General features: G+C 64.5%; 15 protein-coding genes. 11 read left to right on the top strand and 4 right to left on the bottom strand.

The window, feature by feature from the left end:
• Positions 1–111: 111 nt before the first annotated feature.
• Positions 112–585 carry an Asp23/Gls24 family envelope stress response protein gene (locus BLT92_RS11445; protein ID WP_092105766.1) on the top strand — a complete coding sequence of 158 codons (474 nt, stop codon included), beginning with the start codon at positions 112–114 and terminating at the stop codon, positions 583–585.
• Positions 586–879: 294 nt separating this feature from the next.
• Here BLT92_RS11445 and BLT92_RS11440 read toward each other — a convergent pair whose 3' ends face one another.
• The gene (locus BLT92_RS11440; protein WP_092105764.1) at positions 880–1,653 is read right to left on the bottom strand and encodes an SDR family NAD(P)-dependent oxidoreductase; all 774 of its coding nucleotides are present in this window, start codon (positions 1,651–1,653) and stop codon (positions 880–882) included.
• Entirely contained in the window at positions 1,650–2,474 is an 825-nt protein-coding gene (locus BLT92_RS11435) for a thioesterase family protein (protein ID WP_092105762.1), read from the bottom strand. The genes BLT92_RS11440 and BLT92_RS11435 overlap by 4 nt, the downstream gene beginning before the upstream one ends.
• A 122-nt stretch (positions 2,475–2,596) precedes the next feature.
• On the opposite strand from BLT92_RS11435, the gene BLT92_RS11430 reads away from it, so the two are divergent.
• From BLT92_RS11430 to BLT92_RS11395, 8 genes are all read left to right on the top strand, one after another.
• Complete coding sequence (locus BLT92_RS11430) at positions 2,597–3,388, top strand: exodeoxyribonuclease III (RefSeq protein WP_092105760.1); 792 nt, start codon at positions 2,597–2,599, stop codon at positions 3,386–3,388.
• 351 nt (positions 3,389–3,739) lie between these two features.
• Complete coding sequence (locus tag BLT92_RS11425) at positions 3,740–6,223, top strand: response regulator transcription factor (RefSeq protein WP_092105758.1); 2,484 nt, start codon at positions 3,740–3,742, stop codon at positions 6,221–6,223.
• A gap of 87 nt (positions 6,224–6,310) precedes the next feature.
• Complete coding sequence (locus tag BLT92_RS11420; RefSeq protein ID WP_092105757.1) at positions 6,311–7,228, top strand: GTP pyrophosphokinase; 918 nt, start codon at positions 6,311–6,313, stop codon at positions 7,226–7,228.
• A gap of 57 nt (positions 7,229–7,285) precedes the next feature.
• Positions 7,286–8,164, top strand: coding sequence for a DUF5926 family protein (locus tag BLT92_RS11415; protein WP_092105755.1), 879 nt, complete (start codon positions 7,286–7,288; stop codon positions 8,162–8,164).
• A gap of 75 nt (positions 8,165–8,239) precedes the next feature.
• The gene (locus tag BLT92_RS11410) at positions 8,240–9,058 is read left to right on the top strand and encodes a glycosyltransferase family 2 protein (RefSeq protein ID WP_231938785.1); all 819 of its coding nucleotides are present in this window, start codon (positions 8,240–8,242) and stop codon (positions 9,056–9,058) included.
• Positions 9,055–10,038, top strand: a complete 984-nt coding sequence (pheA, locus tag BLT92_RS11405; protein ID WP_231938783.1) for a prephenate dehydratase — start codon at positions 9,055–9,057, stop codon at positions 10,036–10,038. Before BLT92_RS11410 ends, pheA begins: the two co-directional genes overlap by 4 nt.
• Before the next feature lie 106 nt (positions 10,039–10,144).
• A complete protein-coding gene (locus BLT92_RS11400) occupies positions 10,145–11,938 on the top strand; it encodes an FAD-binding dehydrogenase (RefSeq protein WP_231938782.1) in 1,794 nt (597 codons plus the stop codon).
• Between the two features lie 2 nt (positions 11,939–11,940).
• Positions 11,941–12,753, top strand: a complete 813-nt coding sequence (locus BLT92_RS11395; RefSeq protein ID WP_092105753.1) for an SDR family oxidoreductase — start codon at positions 11,941–11,943, stop codon at positions 12,751–12,753.
• Between the two features lie 19 nt (positions 12,754–12,772).
• Here BLT92_RS11395 and BLT92_RS11390 read toward each other — a convergent pair whose 3' ends face one another.
• Together BLT92_RS11390 and BLT92_RS11385 are read right to left on the bottom strand one after the other, a co-directional pair.
• On the bottom strand, positions 12,773–13,705 hold the full coding sequence (locus BLT92_RS11390; protein ID WP_092105751.1) for an NAD-dependent epimerase/dehydratase family protein: 933 nt from the start codon (positions 13,703–13,705) through the stop codon (positions 12,773–12,775).
• A 77-nt stretch (positions 13,706–13,782) separates the two neighbouring features.
• Positions 13,783–14,562 carry an enoyl-CoA hydratase gene (locus tag BLT92_RS11385; protein WP_092109181.1) on the bottom strand — a complete coding sequence of 260 codons (780 nt, stop codon included), beginning with the start codon at positions 14,560–14,562 and terminating at the stop codon, positions 13,783–13,785.
• Between the two features lie 157 nt (positions 14,563–14,719).
• On the opposite strand from BLT92_RS11385, the gene BLT92_RS11380 reads away from it, so the two are divergent.
• Both BLT92_RS11380 and clpB read left to right on the top strand, forming a co-directional pair.
• Complete coding sequence (locus BLT92_RS11380; RefSeq protein ID WP_092105749.1) at positions 14,720–16,297, top strand: Na+/H+ antiporter; 1,578 nt, start codon at positions 14,720–14,722, stop codon at positions 16,295–16,297.
• 195 nt (positions 16,298–16,492) lie between these two features.
• The gene (gene clpB, locus BLT92_RS11375; RefSeq protein WP_092105747.1) at positions 16,493–19,093 is read left to right on the top strand and encodes an ATP-dependent chaperone ClpB; all 2,601 of its coding nucleotides are present in this window, start codon (positions 16,493–16,495) and stop codon (positions 19,091–19,093) included.
• Positions 19,094–19,107: the final 14 nt, after the last annotated feature.

The raw sequence follows: 19,107 nt of genomic DNA, 5'->3' as shown, positions 1-19,107 counted from the left end.
GCACGGGAGAATTCTTTTGAAAACGTGCGTGAGGTTCGTCGATCACCGCCGTCTGTACTGTTGGCAGCACCGACCACACGATTCACCCCTCGCGACGACAAGGAACGAAGAATGCCCGACGACAAACCCTCCGCCGCCTCCCAGCAGGCCGGGACCGACGATTCGGTGCGCAGTCCCCTCGTCACCGAGACAGGCACCACCACGATCGCCGAGAACGTCGTCGCCAAGCTCTCGGGCATCGCCGCTCGTGAAGTTCCCGGCGTGTTCAGCATGGGCAATGCGGCCCGCCGCGCTTTGGACACCCTCGCCGACCGGATCCCGGGCTCGCAGACCAACCTCTCCGGCGGGGTCTCCGTCGAAAAGGGCGAGAAGCAGACGGCGATCGACCTCACCATCGTCGCCGAGTACGGAACCTCGATCGTCGACGTCACCGAGGCGATCCGTCGTAATGTCATCCGCACCGTCGAACAGGGCACCGGGCTCCACGTCGTCGAGGTCAACATCGAGGTCACCGACGTCCACGTCCCCGGTGACGACGATGAGCAGGACACAGCCGACGCCGGCGAGGGAGGTTCGCAGGTGTGAATGACAAAGACCCCGGGGCGCGTAATCGCGACATCCCGGGGCCCTCGCAGCACTCCCCTCGAGTACCCGGACGCATCCCCATACGTCCGTTGTGTCCACCCGATCCCCACCGGGCGAACATGATTATTGGATCACACTTCGAACCTACTTGTAAAGATTGTTCTCGCCTGTCTGCAACGCGATGGGGCCGTGTGTCGACCCCGCAAACACGACAAACCCCCAGGTCACAGCGTCTGCTTAAAATAATTCAAGACTCAACTTGATTCGGCGGGTCGAATTCGCCGCTGCCTGATCTCAGGATTCGTCTCGCCTGCTGAGAGAGAAACCGGTCGACCCCCAACGCACCAGAGAACGGGGAACGAAGCGAGCGATTCGTGCGACCGCCCGGTAACTCGCTCCCGGGATCGAGATCACCTTCCCACGTCGCGCATCGCGCAGAGATGCGGCCACGACCTCGTGCACATCCAGCCAGATCCACCCGGGGCCCGGCCGCTCGACACCGAGGCGTTCGTGGAATCGGGTTCGGATGAAACCGGGCAGCACCGCGGTGACCGTCACCGGGGCGCCTCGCAGCTCTCCGGCGAGCGCTTCGGTGAAGACGAGGGTCGACATCTTCGAGGCCGCGTACTGCCCCATCGTCGTCAGTGCGGCCATGGATGAGACGTTGATCAGCCCGCCTCTGCCACGGCTGCGCATCTGCTTGACTGCCGCCAGGGAGAGTTCGCGCACTGCGCCAGCGAGCACTATGTCCTGACCCTCGAGCTCAGAGACTTCTGACTCAAGCAACCCCTGCTTGAGTCCGTACCCGGCGTTGTTGATGAGCAGGTCGATGCGTGATGTCTCGATCACGGTGCGGACGACGTCGATGCCGGATCGGGTCGACAGATCGGCCACAACAACCTCGGCGAGGGTGCCGTGTTCGGTTCCGATGCTCGTCGCCAGCTCCCGCAGACGGGCCTCATCACGGGCCACGAGAACCAGATCATACTGATCGGCGGCGAGGTCGAGAGCGTAGCCGCGCCCCAGCCCTGAGCTGGCGCCGTTGATGAGCGCGCGCGGTCTCGTCACTTCGCGCCTTGGCCCACGCGCACCGTCAGCGACTGCGCCGCGGTGCCGATCGGCCCGTTGACGTCGCTGAGCACGCTGGTGGTCTCGCCGACTCCACTCGGACCGAACGCCACCTTCGTGTCGAAGCCGACCCACCCGGACTCGGGGACTCGAGTGAGGTGGATGGTGAGGTCGACATTGGGAAAGAACGTGGACTTCGGATCTTCCCTCACGGCCAGGCCATTGGCGGTGTCGACGAGTTTCACGAATGCTGCTGTCGCGGGGTCGTCCTCACCGTCGACGAGCACATAGGGAGAGCGGATCCAGGACTGAGCGCATCCCGGCCGAGCATCAGCGAACTGTCCGCCCTCCAACGAGGCGATGAAGCCGCCGCCCCAACGACCACTGAACGGCACTGCGGGTGCTTCCTCGGGTTCAGGCAGCGCCTGCCATTCGTCACCGACGATGGCGGAGGTGTCACCGGGGAGCAGGCGCCAGACTCTGGCGCTCACGCTTGTGCGCTCACCGTGGCGCATGCTCGCCTCGATGAGTTCGATGGTCCGCCCTGGACGGATGACGTTGACGTCGATGGTGAATTCTCCCGAATGGATGACGCCGAGAATGTCGAAACTGATCCGCGAGACCAGCTTGTCCGAGGGGAGCCGACGTTCAATCTCAGCCAACACCAGCCCGGCGGCCGGGGCCAAGTGCTGCTCGCCCGGCTGCCACGCGCCCTGGCTGTGCAGGGTCGAGACGAAGCTCTCCGGCGCCGTACGCACATAGTAGGAATCGGGGCAGGCGGCACCGTCATGGCCGAGGTGTTCGTTGAGTGCTTCAGGCATGACCCCAGATTATCGGTAGGCCACCCGCGCCGAGGCGATGGGGCAAGCGGGTGCGCCCGCTGAGCTTGGCTTGCCCGCCTGCCGAGCTTGGGCCTGCGGTCGGGACAGCTTAAGGTGGGAGGGTGAGAATCGCGAGCTGGAATGTGAACTCGATCCGCGCCCGACACGACAGAATCGGCGCCTGGCTGGATCGCTCCGACGTCGACGTCCTGGCAATCCAGGAACTCAAGTGCAAGGACGAGCAGTTCCCGAAGGACCTGTTCACCTCTCGTGGCTACGAGGTGAGCTTCCACGGCCTCAATCAGTGGAACGGCGTGGCCATCGCCTCCCGCGTGGGGCTTGAGGATCCCGAGATCGGGTTCGCCGACATCCCCTCCTTCGGCGAAGAGCCCATGGTCGAGGCCCGTGCGCTCTCAGCCACCTGCGGCGGAGTCAGGGTGTATTCGCTCTATGTCCCCAATGGTCGCGAACTCGATCACCCCCACTACACCTATAAGCTCGAATGGTATCGGGCACTGACTGCCGACATCTCGAAGCAGCTGCGCGATACCCCTGATAAGAAGCTTGTCCTGTGCGGCGATTTCAATGTCGCACCACTGGATGAGGACGTCTGGGATATCGAGGAGTTCGACGGACTCACCCACGTATCCGAACCCGAGCGCCAGGCCTTCAACACCCTCCTGGATGCCGGGCTCAGCGAGGTCACCAGGCAATTCACTCCCGGCCCCGGCGTCTACACCTTCTGGGACTATCAGCGGCTGGCCTTCCCTAAGAAGAAGGGCATGCGCATCGACTTCGAACTCGCCTCACCGTCCCTGGCCACACAGGCCGTCGGCGCGCAGATCGACCGCGAGGAGCGCAAGGGCAAGGGCGCGTCCGATCACGCGCCCGTCATCGTCGACTACGAGGTGTGATCAGCACCTTCGACACCCGCGACTCTGTCGGCGCCTGAGGGCTGGTCGCCCGCTGCCGATTCGAACTCCCTTCATCGCACAGGCGGCCCTCGTCCCTCGACCGCTTTGACGACCCCGCAGGTCGATACCGATCGATGTTGACGAAACACCACTTCAGCGGTGATCCTTAAAGATGACGTGCCCCTGCCAACTCCCCGGATAAAGCGCACCACCATTATTGAGCACGGGCTTAGTGAAAATCACATAGCCATCTCATTGGGCAATCAGATTTCAGACAAAGAAATCAGATACATTACCTAATAGTAAATAATCCCCATATCTTCATATCCCCATTGCCAGAGGTCCCCAACCATGCATGACTCCGCTGACCACACCCCGCCCTCCCCCTCGGCGACCCCCTTGTCCGGTGATGGCGCGTTTCCCGGCGAACGCGCGACGAGTGCGCGCTCGTTCGCGACCCGCCTCGCCGAGTTCGCACCCGATCTGCCCGATGCTTCGTGGAAGAAACTGTTCCTGCAGACTTCCGGCCACCTCCTGGCGGGCCAGGCCGTCCTGCAGGGCGCCGAGTCATTGGGGCACGACCTCTCAGCAGTCGACGCCGATCGCTACTCGGACCTCCTGGCTACCAACGTTCTGACTCAGATCAGACACCACGCTCCGGACAGCCCCGAACTGAGGCTTGCTCATCTGCTCTCATTCATGCGCGACATCAACGCCGACACCCTAGAAATCGCTGCAGGAGCCATGCCCCATCTGGGATCGTTCGCCATTCCGAACGATCCGGAGGATTCCGGCCCGTTCGACACCGCTGACCTCACAGCGCATCTGGTCGAAGACGGATTGCTGCTCCCAGCGCTGGATCGCACCGGCCATCACACGATTCCGCCGGTGCTGAGAACGATCATGCTCCGCCTCTACGATGCCAGGGATCGGCACAGTGAATCACGTTCCCGACGAGCACTGGGTGCGAGCGCCGCCGACTGGCTGAGTGCCCCTGCCGCCTATCACTCCGTGGGCTTCGACGAGGCTCTCCGACAGGTCGCGGATGCCGGAGAGTGGAACGCGCTCATAGACCTCTGGGCAGACCGGGGCCATGCGCTCATGGTCGATCATTTCGATTCGACGATCGAAGCGTTCTCGAAGGTTCCCGAGGCGCAGGGACAGAAGTCGGCGGTGCTGGCCGAGGCCATGGGCGACAGCCTGCAGGTCGACGAAGTGAGACGACGCCTCGGAGCCAGGAACCCACTGACCGTACTCAACGAGGTCAATTTCGAGCATGCGGCGGTCCCGACGCTCGACTCGCAGCTGGACAGAATCAAGGACGGCGACTTCACTGTCGACGACATCATGATCATGGCGATCGCCTCGATGCGACGCCAGAAGCTGCTCGGGCAGTCGGACAAGGGGCTTCAGATTGCGCAATCGGCACTTGAGCTCATCAACGACAGTCGGCACTTTCAGACCACCCCGAGCCGGCTCTGCGAAGCCCGTTTCCACCTCGAGCACGGAATCACCGCCGTGTTCGTCGGCAAGCTCACAGACAGCGTCCAACTGCTGCGCCGGTCGATCGTCATCACCGAACTCGCGACCACGTCCTCGCCCTATCTCCTGCTCCCGGCGCACGCCTACAGCGCCCTGGCACACGCGATGCTCGGCAACGGAACATCGAGCGACGTGCACCTGCGCCAGTTCGACGAGCTCATGGACCGCACCCGGTTCTCCAGCCCTCATGCGCTCACGGCCTACATTCTGGCACGCATGATTCGGGCCATGGACGCCTTGGATCTCGACGCAGCCGGTGAGCACTCCGCCCGCCTGTCCGACCCCTCATTGGGACATCACTCGTGGATCGGCGTCGCCCAGTACAGATCGCTGCTGGGCATTCTGCGCAACGATGTCGGAATCGAGGGCAAGCGCCTCCAACAGGTCATCGACGCCAACAGGTCATCCCTGCCAGCCGACGGGATCCTGCGACACACTTTGCAGCTCATGCTGGTCCGACTCCACCTGGCGCAAGGCCACACTCACCTCGCCCAGAACGTCCTGCTCGAGACCGACTCCGAATCGCCCTACATCATCCTGGCCAGAGCCCAACTCCATCTGACCATCGGCGAACACGGGACCGCGGAACACCTGGCGAACAGAGTTCTGTCTCAGAAGTCACTCGACCTGCACACCCAAGCGTCGGCACGAACAGTCCAGGCCGCCAGTCTGCTGGGCAAAGGAGAGCTGGTCGAGTCGGACTCCGTCTTCGTCGACGCGCTCGAGTACTGCCGGATCACCGCCAGCCTCACCCCCCTCGCGTTGGTGCCCAAGTCTCTGCGCGATCAGCTGATCCAGCGCAGTTCCAGCGCCGCCGAATGGAATCTGCTCGCACCGGTCTTCACGAACGGCCCTCGTTCCGACAACGCACCAGATGGCGGCCCTCACCCCGAGGACGACCGCAATGGCGGCCCTCGTTCTGAAGACGCACCCGATGACGAGCTCATCCGCGCTGCCGACAACGCCCGCCTCGGCGACGGTTCCATCGGATGGCCAGAAGGTCTCCGACCCGGTGGTCTCCAATCCGGCGAATGGCTGCGTCAGCGGCTCCTCGACCTCGGCGAGACACTGCGCCTCCGTGCCGGTCACGCGCTCCTCAGCCCATCGCAGAGGCAGCTGCTGGCTCTGCTTGACACCCAGTCATCGGTGTCCGCGATCGCAGCTGAGCTGCGCCTCGTCGAAGGCACGGTCAAGAACAAGCTGTCGAACCTCTACGCACGCCTCGGCGTCCGCAATCGCCGCGATGCGCTGGCCCGCGGCTACGAATACGGGTACCTTCCCGTCGATCACTGAGACAAGCTCGCATCATTCGCGTGGAAAGCATGGACATCCACCTCGTCTTCTGGTGAAGTTGAAACAGGAGCTAGGAAGGTGACGAGGATGTCAGCAACAGTCCGCGAACTGGTCGACGAAGCCTACGAGAGGCGCGAATCGACGTGGAGGGCCGCCCTGGAGACGGTCAACGATTGGATCGAGTCCGTGTGTTCGGGTTCCGCACTGTTGTCGGGCGAGAGAGTCACCATCGGCCACGGACGGATCAAAGACCGACTCCGGGCCGGGGAGAAGCTGCGCCGCAAGCTCGCCGATGCCAATGACGAGATCCATGAGGCCGTCGAAGTCGAGAACCAGGTCATCGACGTCGTCGGGGCCCGTGCCGTCTGCCGCACCGAACGTGAGCAGTCGGCACTGTGGGATCTCCTCACCGACAGCAACGACGAGTCGAACCTCTCTGTCGCCGAGGTGCGTGACTATTCCGCCCATCCCAAACCCTCCGGTTACCGCGGGCGACACATCATCGTCGAAGTCCCCTTCGACGCCGAGCCCTCGGTGCTCGTTGAGCTGCAGCTGCGCACAGTCATGCAGGATGCCTGGTGTGTGCTCGCCGAGGAGCACCTGTTCAAACCCGGTCAGGCGCTGAAGTCCGATGCCCAGCAGGAGCGGCTCTCCGTCATCCTCTCCGGTCTCCTGGCCCAGGCCGATTCCGTTGCGGGCTACATCGCCGACGATGTCAGCGCCTATCTGGGAATGGCGAACGCCTCGCCGCCTCGGACCGTGACGAACGTCGACGCCGCGGCCGAGGTCCCGTCGATCGAGGTCACCATCCGCGAACTCAATCATTCCTACGTCCTGGCCGCCGACGAGGTCGGCCGGCATGGGATCATCCGCCTGGAGAACCTGGGGCTCACGCCGGAGAATCCCGAGAGATCAGCCTTCCCCCACCCGGGTGACAAACTGCAGGTGACGATGGACGAGTCGAACACCACCCGCTACTTCATCCCGGTCGCCGAACAGCGCTGATTCGACGCGGCGAACGGGATGCGTCCTGAGTCGTCAGACCGACTAGACTTGCTTTCCATGGGTAAGAAGTCGAAGCGTTCCAAGGAAGATCTCATTGCCAAGCGTCTGGCACGTGCACAGGCCACGGCCTTCGTCGCACGTCCGTTCGAAGGCCTGCCGTTCGAGGCGGACCTCATCTGCCTGCGGGAGCTGGTGCCGGCCGCGACCGCCTCGGCGAAGCTGAAGGAGGAGTTCGGTGGTCACGAGATCACCATCACCTCGCTGCTGCCCGCCGCATGGCAGGCCTGGCATCGTGAAGACGGTGAGCTCCTGGCTGGCATGCAGGTGCCTGTGTCCTCGACCGATGCCTCCCGCGATGTCGCCCACGGCATCCTGGCCGCCGCCGAGGCGCAGCCGGGCACGACGATCGATGCGACCACCGAACCTGGTCAGGGTCCGCGTCTGCAGGACATCCTCGACACCGACCACCCGTTCGACATCCGTGTGCTCGAGACATTCGAGTACTGGAAGCTGCCCGAGGCTGAGACGGACTCCGATGTCGCGGCTGCTCTCGAACAGGCCAACGATTCCGTCTCACCGACGGAGAAGATCGCCTCGGTGAAGTCCGCATACTGGACCGAGATGTCGGGTCGTACCTACGTCCGCTGGGCACGCCCCGAGGGCGAGGACTCGATCGTGGATGCGCTCGCGCGCCTGCAGGTCGACGGGCTCAACGACCTCGGTGGCCCGGGCACGTTCCTCGGCTATTTCCGGGCACACGGAATCATCGTTCCCGTCTGGGAGCTCGAATTCGGCACGCAGGTCGACGACGTCGAAGAGCCCATCGCCGAGTTCGGCAAGCGCCTCGACGCGGCCGTGAACTCGTCCGAGCCCCTGAGCACCGAGGCACGCCGCGCACGCTCGGGAATCGTCGCTCGTCAGCTGACCATCCACTGAGTTCCGTCGCCCCGGCCACCGGCGAGTCTCGCTACGACCTCGCCGGTGGGTGAGCCGGACAGGAGAAGAGTTTCCATGCCCGAACAGTCGAATCCTGCCCACCCGCATGCCTCCATGCAGGGCACCCCAGACTCGGAGACTGCCCCGCGAGCGATCGCTGCCATCATCCCCGCGATGAACGAGGCCGATCGGATCGCAGCCACCGTGAGAAGCACCAAGCAGATCCCCGGTGTCGACATCATCATGGTCGTCGATGACGGTTCCGCCGACGACACCGGTGTCCGCGCTCGCAGGGCCGGCGCCGAGGTGGTCACCCACCGCAAGAACAAGGGCAAGGCCGCTGCCATGATGACCGGTGCCTTCGCGATCCGCAATCGCGAGATCTCCGATTCGGATCCCGGCCAGCACCCGGAGCACCGCGCTCTCCTGTTCATCGACGGCGACCTGGAGGATTCGGCTCTGGGCACGGCCCCGCTCGCAGCACCAGTTCTGGCCGGCCGGGCCGATATGACGATCGCGATCCTGCCGGCGCAGAAGCGCAAGGGCGGAGGGTTCGGCTTCGTCGTCGGACTCGCGAAGAAGGGCATCGCCGAACTCAGCGGATTCGACGCGACCCAGCCTCTGTCCGGGATGCGCTGCCTGAGCCGTGAGGCCTTCGACGCAGCGCTGCCCTTCGCTGCGGGCTGGGGCGTCGAGACGGCCATGACGATCGACGTCGTCAACGCCGGGATGCGCGTCGAAGAGGTCGAATGCGACCTGCACCACCGTGTCACCGGCAAGGATCTCAAGGCCCAGATGCATCGGGCGGCCCAGTATCGCGATGTCGCGCGGGCCATCGTCACTCGACGGCTGCGTGCCAAGAAGCTGCGCGCCAACAAGGAGTCTTCCAAGTGAGCACCGAGCAAGCCAGCCCCGAGCAAGCCAGCCCCGAGCAAGTGGGCACCGAGCGCTTCGCCTATCTGGGCCCCGAGGCCACATTCACCGAGGCCGCGCTGCTGAAGTATCTCGATAAGCAGGGTCTGCGAACGACGGCGAGGTCCCAGCCCATGCGCAATGCCGTCGCGGCGCTGGACTCCGTCCTCGACGGCGAGTGCAGCGCCGCAGTCGTCCCGATCGAGAACTCCGTCGAGGGCGGCGTGCCTGCCACGATCGATGCCCTGACCGATCATGGCCGGCTCCAGATCGTCGCCGAGGTGGTTGTGCCCGTGCGCTTCGTCCTGGCGGTGAAGCCGGGAACGGATCCCCACACGCTGACCTCGTTCGGCTCCCACCCTCACGGTGAGGCGCAGGTGCGGACGTTCATGTCCGCGAACTTCCCCGATGCCGTCTACCTCCCCACCTCCTCGACGGCCGCGGCCGCACGGGACCTGGCCAACGACGCCGCCGATCATGTGGCAGCGGTGTGTCCAGCGCTGGCAGCCGAACGCTACGGTCTTGAGATCCTCGCCGATGACATCGGAGAACGACAGGACGCCGAGACTCGCTTCGTCGTCGTCACTCGCCCCGGCACTATTCCTGCACCGACAGGATCCGATAAGACCACGGTCGTCGCCTCACTGCGCTCCGACCGTGCCGGTGCGCTGCTGGAGATGCTCGAGCAGTTCTCCAGCCGTGGTGTGAATATGTCGCGCATCGAATCCCGGCCCACCGGAGGCGGCCTCGGGCTCTACCAATTCTCGATCGACCTGTTGGGCCATGTGCACGAGGCCCGGATGGCCGATGCTCTGCAGGGAGTCCACCGTGTGACCCGGAACCTGCGGTTCCTCGGCAGCTACCCCAGTGCCTCGAAGAACACGGTGCCGCTGGACCCGACGACCACGGACGATTCCTTCGCGGCCGCCACTGCCTGGCTGGATTCGACGCTCAACGGCTGAGGCGCCGCTTGCTTCGCAGAAAAGAGTCAGCGCCCCGGCAGGCTCGGGGACAGTAGTCTGAGTATGCACGGGTCGCACGACCCACACATCGACGAAGGAGTCGCCCATGGGAATCACCTCTCCGAACGCCGCCCCTTGCGAGCCTTGCGACGCGATCGTCGTCGGAGCCGGTCTCGCCGGGCTGGTCGCCGCTCATGAGCTCAGCCTCGCGGGCAAAAGGGTGCTCATCCTCGACCAGGAGAATCGGGCCAACCTCGGCGGGCAGGCCTTCTGGTCCCTCGGCGGTCTCTTCCTCGTCGACTCCCCCGAGCAGCGCCGGCTCGGCGTCCACGATTCACTCGACTTGGCACGGCAGGACTGGGCCACCTCGGCGGGCTTCGACCGGGACGAGGACCATTGGCCCCGGCAGTGGGCCGAGGCCTACCTGGAGTTCGCGGCCGGGGACAAGCGTCGCTACCTCCATGACCTGGGACTGCGTCTGACGCCGGTCGTCGGCTGGGCCGAACGGGGCGGATCCGGTGCATCCGAACACGGCAATTCCGTGCCGAGATTCCATCTCGCCTGGGGCACCGGCCCCGAGGTGGTGCGGGTCTTCCGCGAGCCAGTGGAACGAGCCGAATCCGCGGGCCTCGTGACCATGGGATTCCGCCACCGGGTCGATGAACTCGTCGTCGAGGACAGCGACAATGAGGGCGGCGACAATGGGGTCAGCGGTGCGGTCGTCGGGGTTCGTGGACGAGTCCTCGCTCCCAGCCACACCGGCCGAGGCATCGAATCGAACCGCGATGAGGTCGACGACTTCGAACTCCGTGCCCCCGCGGTCATCGTCACCAGCGGCGGCATCGGACACAACTTCGACCTCATGCGTCAGTGCTGGCCAGTCGAGCGCCTCGGCGAATTCCCGCAGACGATGCTCGCAGGAGTGCCCGCCCACGTCGACGGCCGCATGCTCGCCATTGCCGAACACGCGGGAGCGAGCCTGATCAACCGGGATCGGATCTGGGCCTACACTGAGGGCATCGAGAACTGGAACCCGGTATGGCCCAACCACGGGATCCGCATCATTCCCGGACCCTCATCGCTGTGGTTCGATGCCGAAGGCAATCGGTTCCCGGCCCCGAACTATCCCGGGTTCGACACGAACCGGACCATGCGCACAATCTTGTCCACCGAGCATGACTACTCATGGTTCGTGCTCAACGAGTCCATCATCCGCAAGGAGTTCGCGCTCTCCGGCTCGGAGCAGAACCCGGACATCACGAAGAAGGACTGGCGCCTGACCCTCGACCGTGCCCGGTCCTCCGATGCCCCCGGCCCGGTGGAAGCGTTCAAGAAGTTCGGCGCGGACTTCGTCGTCGCCGACACCACCGAAGAACTCGTCGCGGGCATGAACGAACGCTCGCGCGGGCCCGTCATCGATCATGACCACCTCGTCGAACAGATTGTCGCACGCGATCGGCAGATGGACAATGCGTTTTCCAAGGATGCGCAGGTCCAAGCGATTCACAATGCCAGGAACTACCTCGGCGACAAGATCGTGCGGGTGCAGAAGCCCCACAAGATCCTCGACCCGACCCATGGACCTCTCATCGCGGTGCGTCTGAGCCTGCTCTCACGCAAGACGCTGGGCGGATTGGAGACGAACCTCGATGCCCAGGTCATCGGGGCCGGCGGCACACCGATTCCCGGACTGTATGCCGCCGGTGAGGTGACCGGATTCGGCGGCGGGGGCATGCACGGCTACAACGCGCTGGAAGGAACGTTCCTCGGCGGCTGCATCTTCTCGGGGATGCGGGCCGGGCGTGCCGTGGCGGGAAGTTCGGCACCCGGTGGGGACGGAACGAACGGCCGCGGAGCGGTTGGAATCGAAGCGACAGACATGACTCGAGGGGAGCGCTGAGAATGGCGAACACGAATCTCACGGTGCTCGTCACCGGCGGCACCTCCGGCATCGGTGCCGCACTGGTGACGATGTTGGCAGACAGAGGGTGCACGGTTCTGACCACGAGTCGCGACCCGGAGCGGATTCCGCAGTCCGAGCGGATCCCCGGGGTGCGCTATCTTCGGCTCGATTTGGCCGATCCCGACAGCGTCGAGGCATTGGACACTGAAGTCGCGAACGTCGACGTCCTCGTCAACAACGCCGGCGAGAGCCAATCCGGCCCCTTCGAAGAGCTTCCGACCGAAGCCATCGACCGCCTGTTCAGGACGAATGTTTTCGGGCCGGTGCGGCTGAGCCAGCTCGTCCTGGCCGGAATGCGCCAGCGGCGTCGTGGCCGAATCATCATGGTCGGGTCCATGCTCGCGAGCTTCCCCCTTGCCCATCGCAGCTCCTATGTCGCCTCCAAAGCCGCCCTGCGCGGGTTCGCCTCGGCCGCGCGCCAGGAGCTCTCACCGTTCGATGTGTGGGTCAGCGTCGTCGAACCCGGGTCCATCGCCACCGGAATCGGCAACCGGCGAACGAAGTACCTCACCCCCGATTCCGCCTACACCGACGACGTGACCACAATGCTTGAGCACCTCGATGACAATGAGCGAAACGGCATCGCACCTGAAACCGTCGCCGCGACCATCATCACAGCCATCGAAGCCACCAGGCCCCGCGAATTCTATGCTGTGGGCAGCAGGTCGCCGCTGCCGTTCCTGCTCAAACGGGTACTGCCGCGAGGAGTGATGTCACGGATCATTGCAGGCAAGCACGGACTCAAGCGGTGATCTCCGCCGACCGATTCGGCTACTGGAGACGTGAGGGCACGAGATGCTGGGTCGTCGAGATTCCCAGCACGCGATGCTGACGGGTGAGGTTGTAGGTCCGATCGTGCTGGAGGTATTCGACGAGGAACAGCTCGGCTCCGTTGCCTCGCTTGAAGAACGTCTTGATCTTCAGGCCCAGCTTCGCGGCGAACAGTGCCTTGTCCTTCGCGATCGCATCGATGACCACAGGCTCATATTCCATGCGGGCGAAGTGCGTGGAGACCGCATCCTTGAGCTTGTACGGGGTCGGGTCTCCGATGTTGAACGGTCCTGAGGCCGACGGCACGTCGACGCAGGCGATCGCCGCGCGCACCAGATTGTCGATATGGGTCAGGGTGATCTTCTGCCTGCCGCCGCCGGGAAGTCGCAGGACCCCCTTCTTCGCCACTCGGCTCAGATACGGCATGAGCATCGTCTCCCCCGGCCCGTAGACCGCGGCCGGTCGGAGGATGGCCGCATCGGGGCGGATCCGCATGACGAGCTGCTCGGCCAAGGCATGCGTCCTCGAATAGGCATCGTGGAAGTCGTTGGGATCCTTGGGGCCGGCTTCTTCCCACAGGTCGGCATGAGGCTCGGTGGTGGCATAGACCGTTGTCGAAGAGATATGCACGATCCGCGCCTTCGCGAATGCGTCGAGCACGTTCCTGGTCCCCGTGACCTTCACGTTGTAGAGCTCATCGTCGTCGGCGCTGACTTCAGCGATGCCTGCGCAGTGGAAGACCGCCGAGGCCTTCGCCGCCAAAGACTTCACTGATTCGGGCGCAGGTTCGGTGAGATCCCAGGTTTGGAAATTCACACCGGGGATCTCCGGGTCGCGTCGCCCCAGCGCGTAGACCGTCTCATCCCTGGTCGCCAGGGCACGGGCGATGGCGCCACCGATGAAGCCACTGGCTCCGGTCACGATTACCGCCACGTCTGATCCTCCATCATCGTCTGAAGCATCTCATCCGGTCCATCCGGACAAGCACACAGTCATAGGAAATCACACTGTCAGCCCCGATGCTGCCACTGAGGCTGCCTTCTGCCCAGAAAAGCATCGATCCCCTCCTGCGCATCGGCTGCGACGGCGTTGTGCGCCATCACCTCCGACATGCGTGCGTAGGCCTGCGCCACAGGCAGATCACGCTGTTCGTAGAACGCCGCTTTGCCTATTGCCACTGTAGCCGACGAGGCGGACGCGACCTTCCGCGCCAGCTGGGCAGTCGCCATCTCCAACTCGTCATCGGCAACCACATCGGAGACCAGCCCGAACGTCAAAGCATCGCCAGCACTGAGGAAGTCTCCGGTCAGCAACATCCGCATCGCCGTCTTCGCCGGCACCGCCCGGCTCAGCGCCACCATGGGCGTGGAGCAGAACAGACCGATCTTCACACCCGGGGTGGCGAACCGAGCCGACTGCGCTGCCACCGCCAGGTCGCAGCTGGCAACGAGTTGGCACCCGGCCGCGGTCGCCACACCTTGGACCTGCGCAATGACCGGCTGCGGGATCGACTTGATCAGCTGCATGAGCTCCGAGCAGACAGCGAAGGTCTCCTGCTGCGATTCCAACCCGGCTCCACGGATCTCCTTGAGATCATGCCCGGAGCTGAAGACGTGCCCCGCGGTGGACAGGATCACTGCACGCACATCGGTGCGTCGGCCCACCTCGGCGACGGTGTCGACGAGCTCTTTCATCACCGCCAGCGACAGCGCATTCCGGGTGTCTGGTTCGTTGATCGAAATCGTCGCGACTGCGTCGTCGGCCAGAGAGAATACAATTGAGTCAGACATAACAGCATTCTGCCAAAATATCGTTGGTCCGGCGCGGAAACCTGATGTGGATTCATTTCTGAGTCCTTGCCAGGCGCCCTTCGAGCAGACGATGTTGATGACATCGACGCCAGTGCTGCGGTGCGCACCGCGTGCCTGAAATTTCGAGGAGACGACCATGACGACCCTGTCGATGATCATCGGATTCGGTGCCGCAACCAGTGTGGTCGTCGGCCTGGGACAGAAGCTGCGCCTCCCCTGGCCTGCGCTGATGGTCGTCATCGGCATCGCAGGCGCGTTCATCCCCACTTTCGCCGAGATCACGATCGAACCCGAACTTATCCTACCCCTGTTCCTGCCGCCGCTCCTGTTCGCCGCCGCGCAGAAGACCTCCTGGGCTCTCTTCTCCATCCGGTGGCGCACGATCCTGGGCATGGCGGTCGCGCTCGTCGGGGTCACGGTAGCGGCCGTGGCCGGAACCGCGGTCCTCCTCATTCCCGGGATCACGATCGCGGCTGCGGTGGCGCTGGGGGCCATGCTGGCCCCACCCGACCCCGTCGCCGTCGATGCGGTCGCTGGCACCGTGTCGATACCTCGGCGGATCATGTCCACCCTGCAGAGTGAAGGGCTGTTCAATGATGCCGCCTCCCTTGTGATCTTCCAGACCGCGATGGCAGCGGCAATGTCCGGCACCGAGGTGGACTTCGGGCAGCTGGCTCTGTCCTTCCTCATCTCCGCGGTCATCGCCATCACCATCGGCCTCGTCGTCGTGTTCATCGTGTGGTGGGTGATGGAGAAGATCGATCACACGATCGCCCGCTCCTCACTGACGCTCATGCTGCCCTTCGGGGTCTACCTCATCGCCGAGCATTTCCACGCCAGCGGCGTCATCGCCGTCGTTGTGGCCGCCCTCGAGGTGCGCCGCCGTGATGTCGAGGGCAATTCCGCAGAACGTGTCACCCAGGCTTCGACCTGGCAGGTCCTCGAAATGCTCATCACCGGCATCGCCTTCGGCCTCATCGGCCTCGACCTGCGCATGGTTGTCGAATCCCAGCCCGATGACCTGGGTAAAGCCGTCCTCGTGGGATTGGGCATCGCGCTCGTCGTCATTGCGGTGAGATTCGGGTGGCTGCTCATCGGGACCGTGTTGGAGAACAAGCGCAGGGAGGAGGATCCGGATGCTGCGCCGTTGAATCTCAGGGATGCCACCCTGATGACCTGGGGTGGGATGCGCGGTTTGGCCACGGTCGCACTGGCCCTGTCGATTCCGGCGACCACCGCGACCGGCCAGCCGTTCCCCGGCCGCTCCTACATCCTCGTCGCAGCCGCCGTGATCCTACTCGTCACCCTGGTGCTCGCCGGCCTCACCTTCCCCACCATCGTCAACGTCCTCGGCATCGACGACGAAGCGGAGAAGGAGCGTCGCGACACCGCCGACATCGCCAAGCGAGCCTACAAGGCCGCCATCGAGCAGATCAGGGACGACGAGAGTCTGCCCGATGAGATCGCCGAACCGCTGCGTGCCAGATTCAAGGTCCTCTACGCGCAGCTGCTGGGCACCTCGGACGATCAGGCCAGCTCGGAGCAGGCGACCACTCTCAGGGAGAACCGCGAAGTCATGGCGAAGGTGCAGACGAAGGCGCTGCAGTCCGCCCGCACGGAAGTGCTCAAGGCCAGGCGCGAGCGCGGCACCGACCCGGAGATCGCCGACAGGGTGCTGCGCCGGTTCGACCTCCAATCCGTACTCCTGAGGTGACCCTCGCCGAGGCGGTCGCCGGGGTTCACCGCGGTTCGCCGACGTGATCTGTTCACCGAGGTGACCCGGATTCTCTGCTCATTCTAAAGTTGAGTGGAATAGACTCAACTTTGTCGGTGTTGGACTCTTCGAGAGCAATTCCTGTTCACGGAACCCACGGAACAGGTGCGAAGAACATTTGTGAAGGAGATGCGTATGGACGCACAGCTGACAACCAAATCACGCGAGACGGTGCAGTCCGCGATCAACGATGTCGTGGCTCGGAAGAATAATCAGGTCGAGCCCGCGCACGTCGTCGCGGCCCTGCTGGACCAGCCCGATTCTCTGGCATCGAACCTGGTCACCAAGGTCGGCGCCGATCCGCGGACAGTGCTGGTCTTGGTCCGGAAGACCATCGACGGCTTCCCCACCGTCAGCGGTCAGACCGTGTCCCAGCCGGGCCTGTCCCGCGCCGGACTCGAGATGATGAATCTTGCGCAGGAGGAGATGTCCAGCCTCGGCGATCAGTTCGTCTCGACGGAGCACCTGCTGCTCGCGGCCGCAGCCGGACAGGACGAAGCAGGCGAAGCCCTGCGAAACAACGGCGCCGGTCGCGATGCGCTGCTGGCCGCCCTGCCCGAGCTGCGCGGCGGCAAGAAGGTCACCTCGGAGAACCCCGAGGACACGATGCAGGCGCTGGAGAAGTACGGCGTCGACCTCACCGCCACCGCGCGGGAGGCCAAACTCGACCCGGTCATCGGTCGCGACAAGGAGATCCGACGGGTCATCCAGGTCCTCTCCCGCCGGACGAAGAACAACCCGGTTCTCATCGGCGACCCCGGCGTCGGCAAGACCGCCGTCGTCGAAGGTCTGGCCCAGCGGATCGTGGCCGGAGACGTGCCCGAATCCCTGCGCAACAAGACGCTGATCAGCCTGGATCTGTCCGCGATGGTCGCCGGTGCGAAGTACCGCGGCGAGTTCGAGGAGCGGTTCAAGGCCGTTCTCGAGGAGATCAAGAACGCCGATGGTCAGATCATCACGTTCATCGATGAGCTCCACACCGTCGTCGGCGCCGGCGCCACCGGTGACTCGGCGATGGATGCGGGCAACATGCTCAAGCCCATGCTCGCCCGCGGTGAACTGCGTCTCGTCGGCGCCACCACCCTCGACGAATACCGCGAGAACATCGAAAAGGATCCCGCCCTGGAACGCAGGTTCCAGCAGGTCTACGTCGGCGAGCCCAGCGTCGAGGACACCGTCGCGATCCTACGCGGACTCAAGGAACGCTACGAGGCCCACCACAAGGTCTCGATCAACGACGGCGCCCTCATCGCCGCGGCCACCATGTCCAACCGCTACATCACCGGCCGACAGCTTCCGGACAAGGCCATCGACCTCGTCGACGAAGCCGCGTCCCGCCTGCGCATGGAGATCGACTCGGCTCCTGTCGAGATCGATGAACTCCGCCGCGCAGTTGACCGGCTGAAGATGGAGGACATGGCCCTGTCCAAGGAGACGGATTCGGCCTCGATCGAGCGCCTCGGCGCCCTGCGTGCCGATCTGGCCGATCGAGAAGAGGAGCTGCACGGGCTCGAGGCCACCTGGGAATCCCAGCGTGCCGGCCTCAACCGGGTCGGTGAGCTCAAGACCAAGCTCGACGAGCTGCGTTCGCAGGCGGAAAAGGCGCAGCGTGACACGGACCTGGCGACGGCCTCGCGTCTGCTCTACGGGGAGATCCCTGCCGTGCAGAAGGAGATCGACCTCGCCGAGGCGGAGGAGGCCAATGCCGAAACCGAGACCGATCCGATGGTCAGCGATCGGGTCTCGAGCAATGACATCGCCGAGGTGGTCGCGTCCTGGACGGGCATCCCCGCCGGCCGTCTGCTCCAAGGTGAGGTCGAGAAGCTGCTGGGCGCCGAGGATGTCCTCGGCGAGCGTCTCATCGGTCAGAAGACCGCCGTGGGTGCGGTCTCGGATGCGATCCGACGCTCGCGTGCCGGCATCGCCGACCCCGATCGTCCCACGGGTTCGTTCCTGTTCCTCGGCCCCACGGGCGTCGGCAAGACGGAGCTCGCGAAGTCCCTCGCGGACTTCCTCTTCGACGATGAGAAAGCCCTGATCCGCATCGATATGAGCGAATACGGAGAGAAGCACACTGTCTCGCGCCTCGTCGGTGCCCCTCCGGGCTACGTCGGCTATGACGAGGGCGGTCAGCTCACCGAGGCTGTGCGTCGTCGCCCGTACTCCGTCGTCCTCCTCGACGAGGTGGAGAAGGCGCACGCGAGCGTCTTCGACATCCTGCTCCAGGTCCTCGACGACGGTCGTCTCACCGACGGTCAGGGGCGCACGGTCGACTTCCGGAACGCGATCCTGATCCTGACCTCGAACCTGGGGTCGCAGTTCCTCGTCGACCAGTCACTGAGCGGTCAGGAGCAGAAGGATGCAGTGCTCGGCGTCGTGCATTCGACGTTCAAACCCGAGTTCCTCAACCGCCTCGACGATATTGTGCTCTTCGACGCTCTGAGCACCGAAGAGCTGTCCTCGATCGTTGACCTGCAGATCCAACGTCTGGCGTCCCGCCTGACCGAACGGAGGATCACGCTCGAGGTCACCGATGCCGCCGAGGACTGGCTCGCCCTCGAGGGCTACGACCCTGCCTTCGGTGCCCGGCCGCTGCGCAGGCTGGTCCAGCGCGAGATCGGCGACAAACTGGCCCGCGCGCTGCTCTCCGGCGAGGTGGCCGACGGCGACGACATCGTCATCGGCCTGCCCGAGGACCCGGAGTCCAACGGACTGGAGCTGCGCCCGAAGCGGTGAGGCGTGAGTGTCCG

Source organism: Brevibacterium picturae (genome assembly GCF_900105045.1).
In the GTDB taxonomy this organism is placed as follows: Bacteria; Actinomycetota; Actinomycetes; order Actinomycetales; family Brevibacteriaceae; genus Brevibacterium; species Brevibacterium picturae.
This window is presented reverse-complemented; position numbering and strand designations above follow the sequence as displayed.

What these genes read in the sequence shown, in the direction of transcription:
- BLT92_RS11420 (WP_092105757.1), top strand. Translation starts at nt 6,311, where the DNA reads ATGTCAGCAACAGTCCGCGAACTGGTCGACGAAGCCTACGAGAGGCGC.
- BLT92_RS11395 (WP_092105753.1), top strand. Translation starts at nt 11,941, where the DNA reads ATGGCGAACACGAATCTCACGGTGCTCGTCACCGGCGGCACCTCCGGC.
- BLT92_RS11400 (WP_231938782.1), top strand. Translation starts at nt 10,145, where the DNA reads ATGGGAATCACCTCTCCGAACGCCGCCCCTTGCGAGCCTTGCGACGCG.
- BLT92_RS11435 (WP_092105762.1), bottom strand. Translation starts at nt 2,474, where the DNA reads ATGCCTGAAGCACTCAACGAACACCTCGGCCATGACGGTGCCGCCTGC.
- BLT92_RS11415 (WP_092105755.1), top strand. Translation starts at nt 7,286, where the DNA reads ATGGGTAAGAAGTCGAAGCGTTCCAAGGAAGATCTCATTGCCAAGCGT.
- clpB (WP_092105747.1), top strand. Translation starts at nt 16,493, where the DNA reads ATGGACGCACAGCTGACAACCAAATCACGCGAGACGGTGCAGTCCGCG.
- BLT92_RS11410 (WP_231938785.1), top strand. Translation starts at nt 8,240, where the DNA reads ATGCCCGAACAGTCGAATCCTGCCCACCCGCATGCCTCCATGCAGGGC.
- BLT92_RS11385 (WP_092109181.1), bottom strand. Translation starts at nt 14,562, where the DNA reads ATGTCTGACTCAATTGTATTCTCTCTGGCCGACGACGCAGTCGCGACG.
- BLT92_RS11425 (WP_092105758.1), top strand. Translation starts at nt 3,740, where the DNA reads ATGCATGACTCCGCTGACCACACCCCGCCCTCCCCCTCGGCGACCCCC.
- BLT92_RS11445 (WP_092105766.1), top strand. Translation starts at nt 112, where the DNA reads ATGCCCGACGACAAACCCTCCGCCGCCTCCCAGCAGGCCGGGACCGAC.
- BLT92_RS11380 (WP_092105749.1), top strand. Translation starts at nt 14,720, where the DNA reads ATGACGACCCTGTCGATGATCATCGGATTCGGTGCCGCAACCAGTGTG.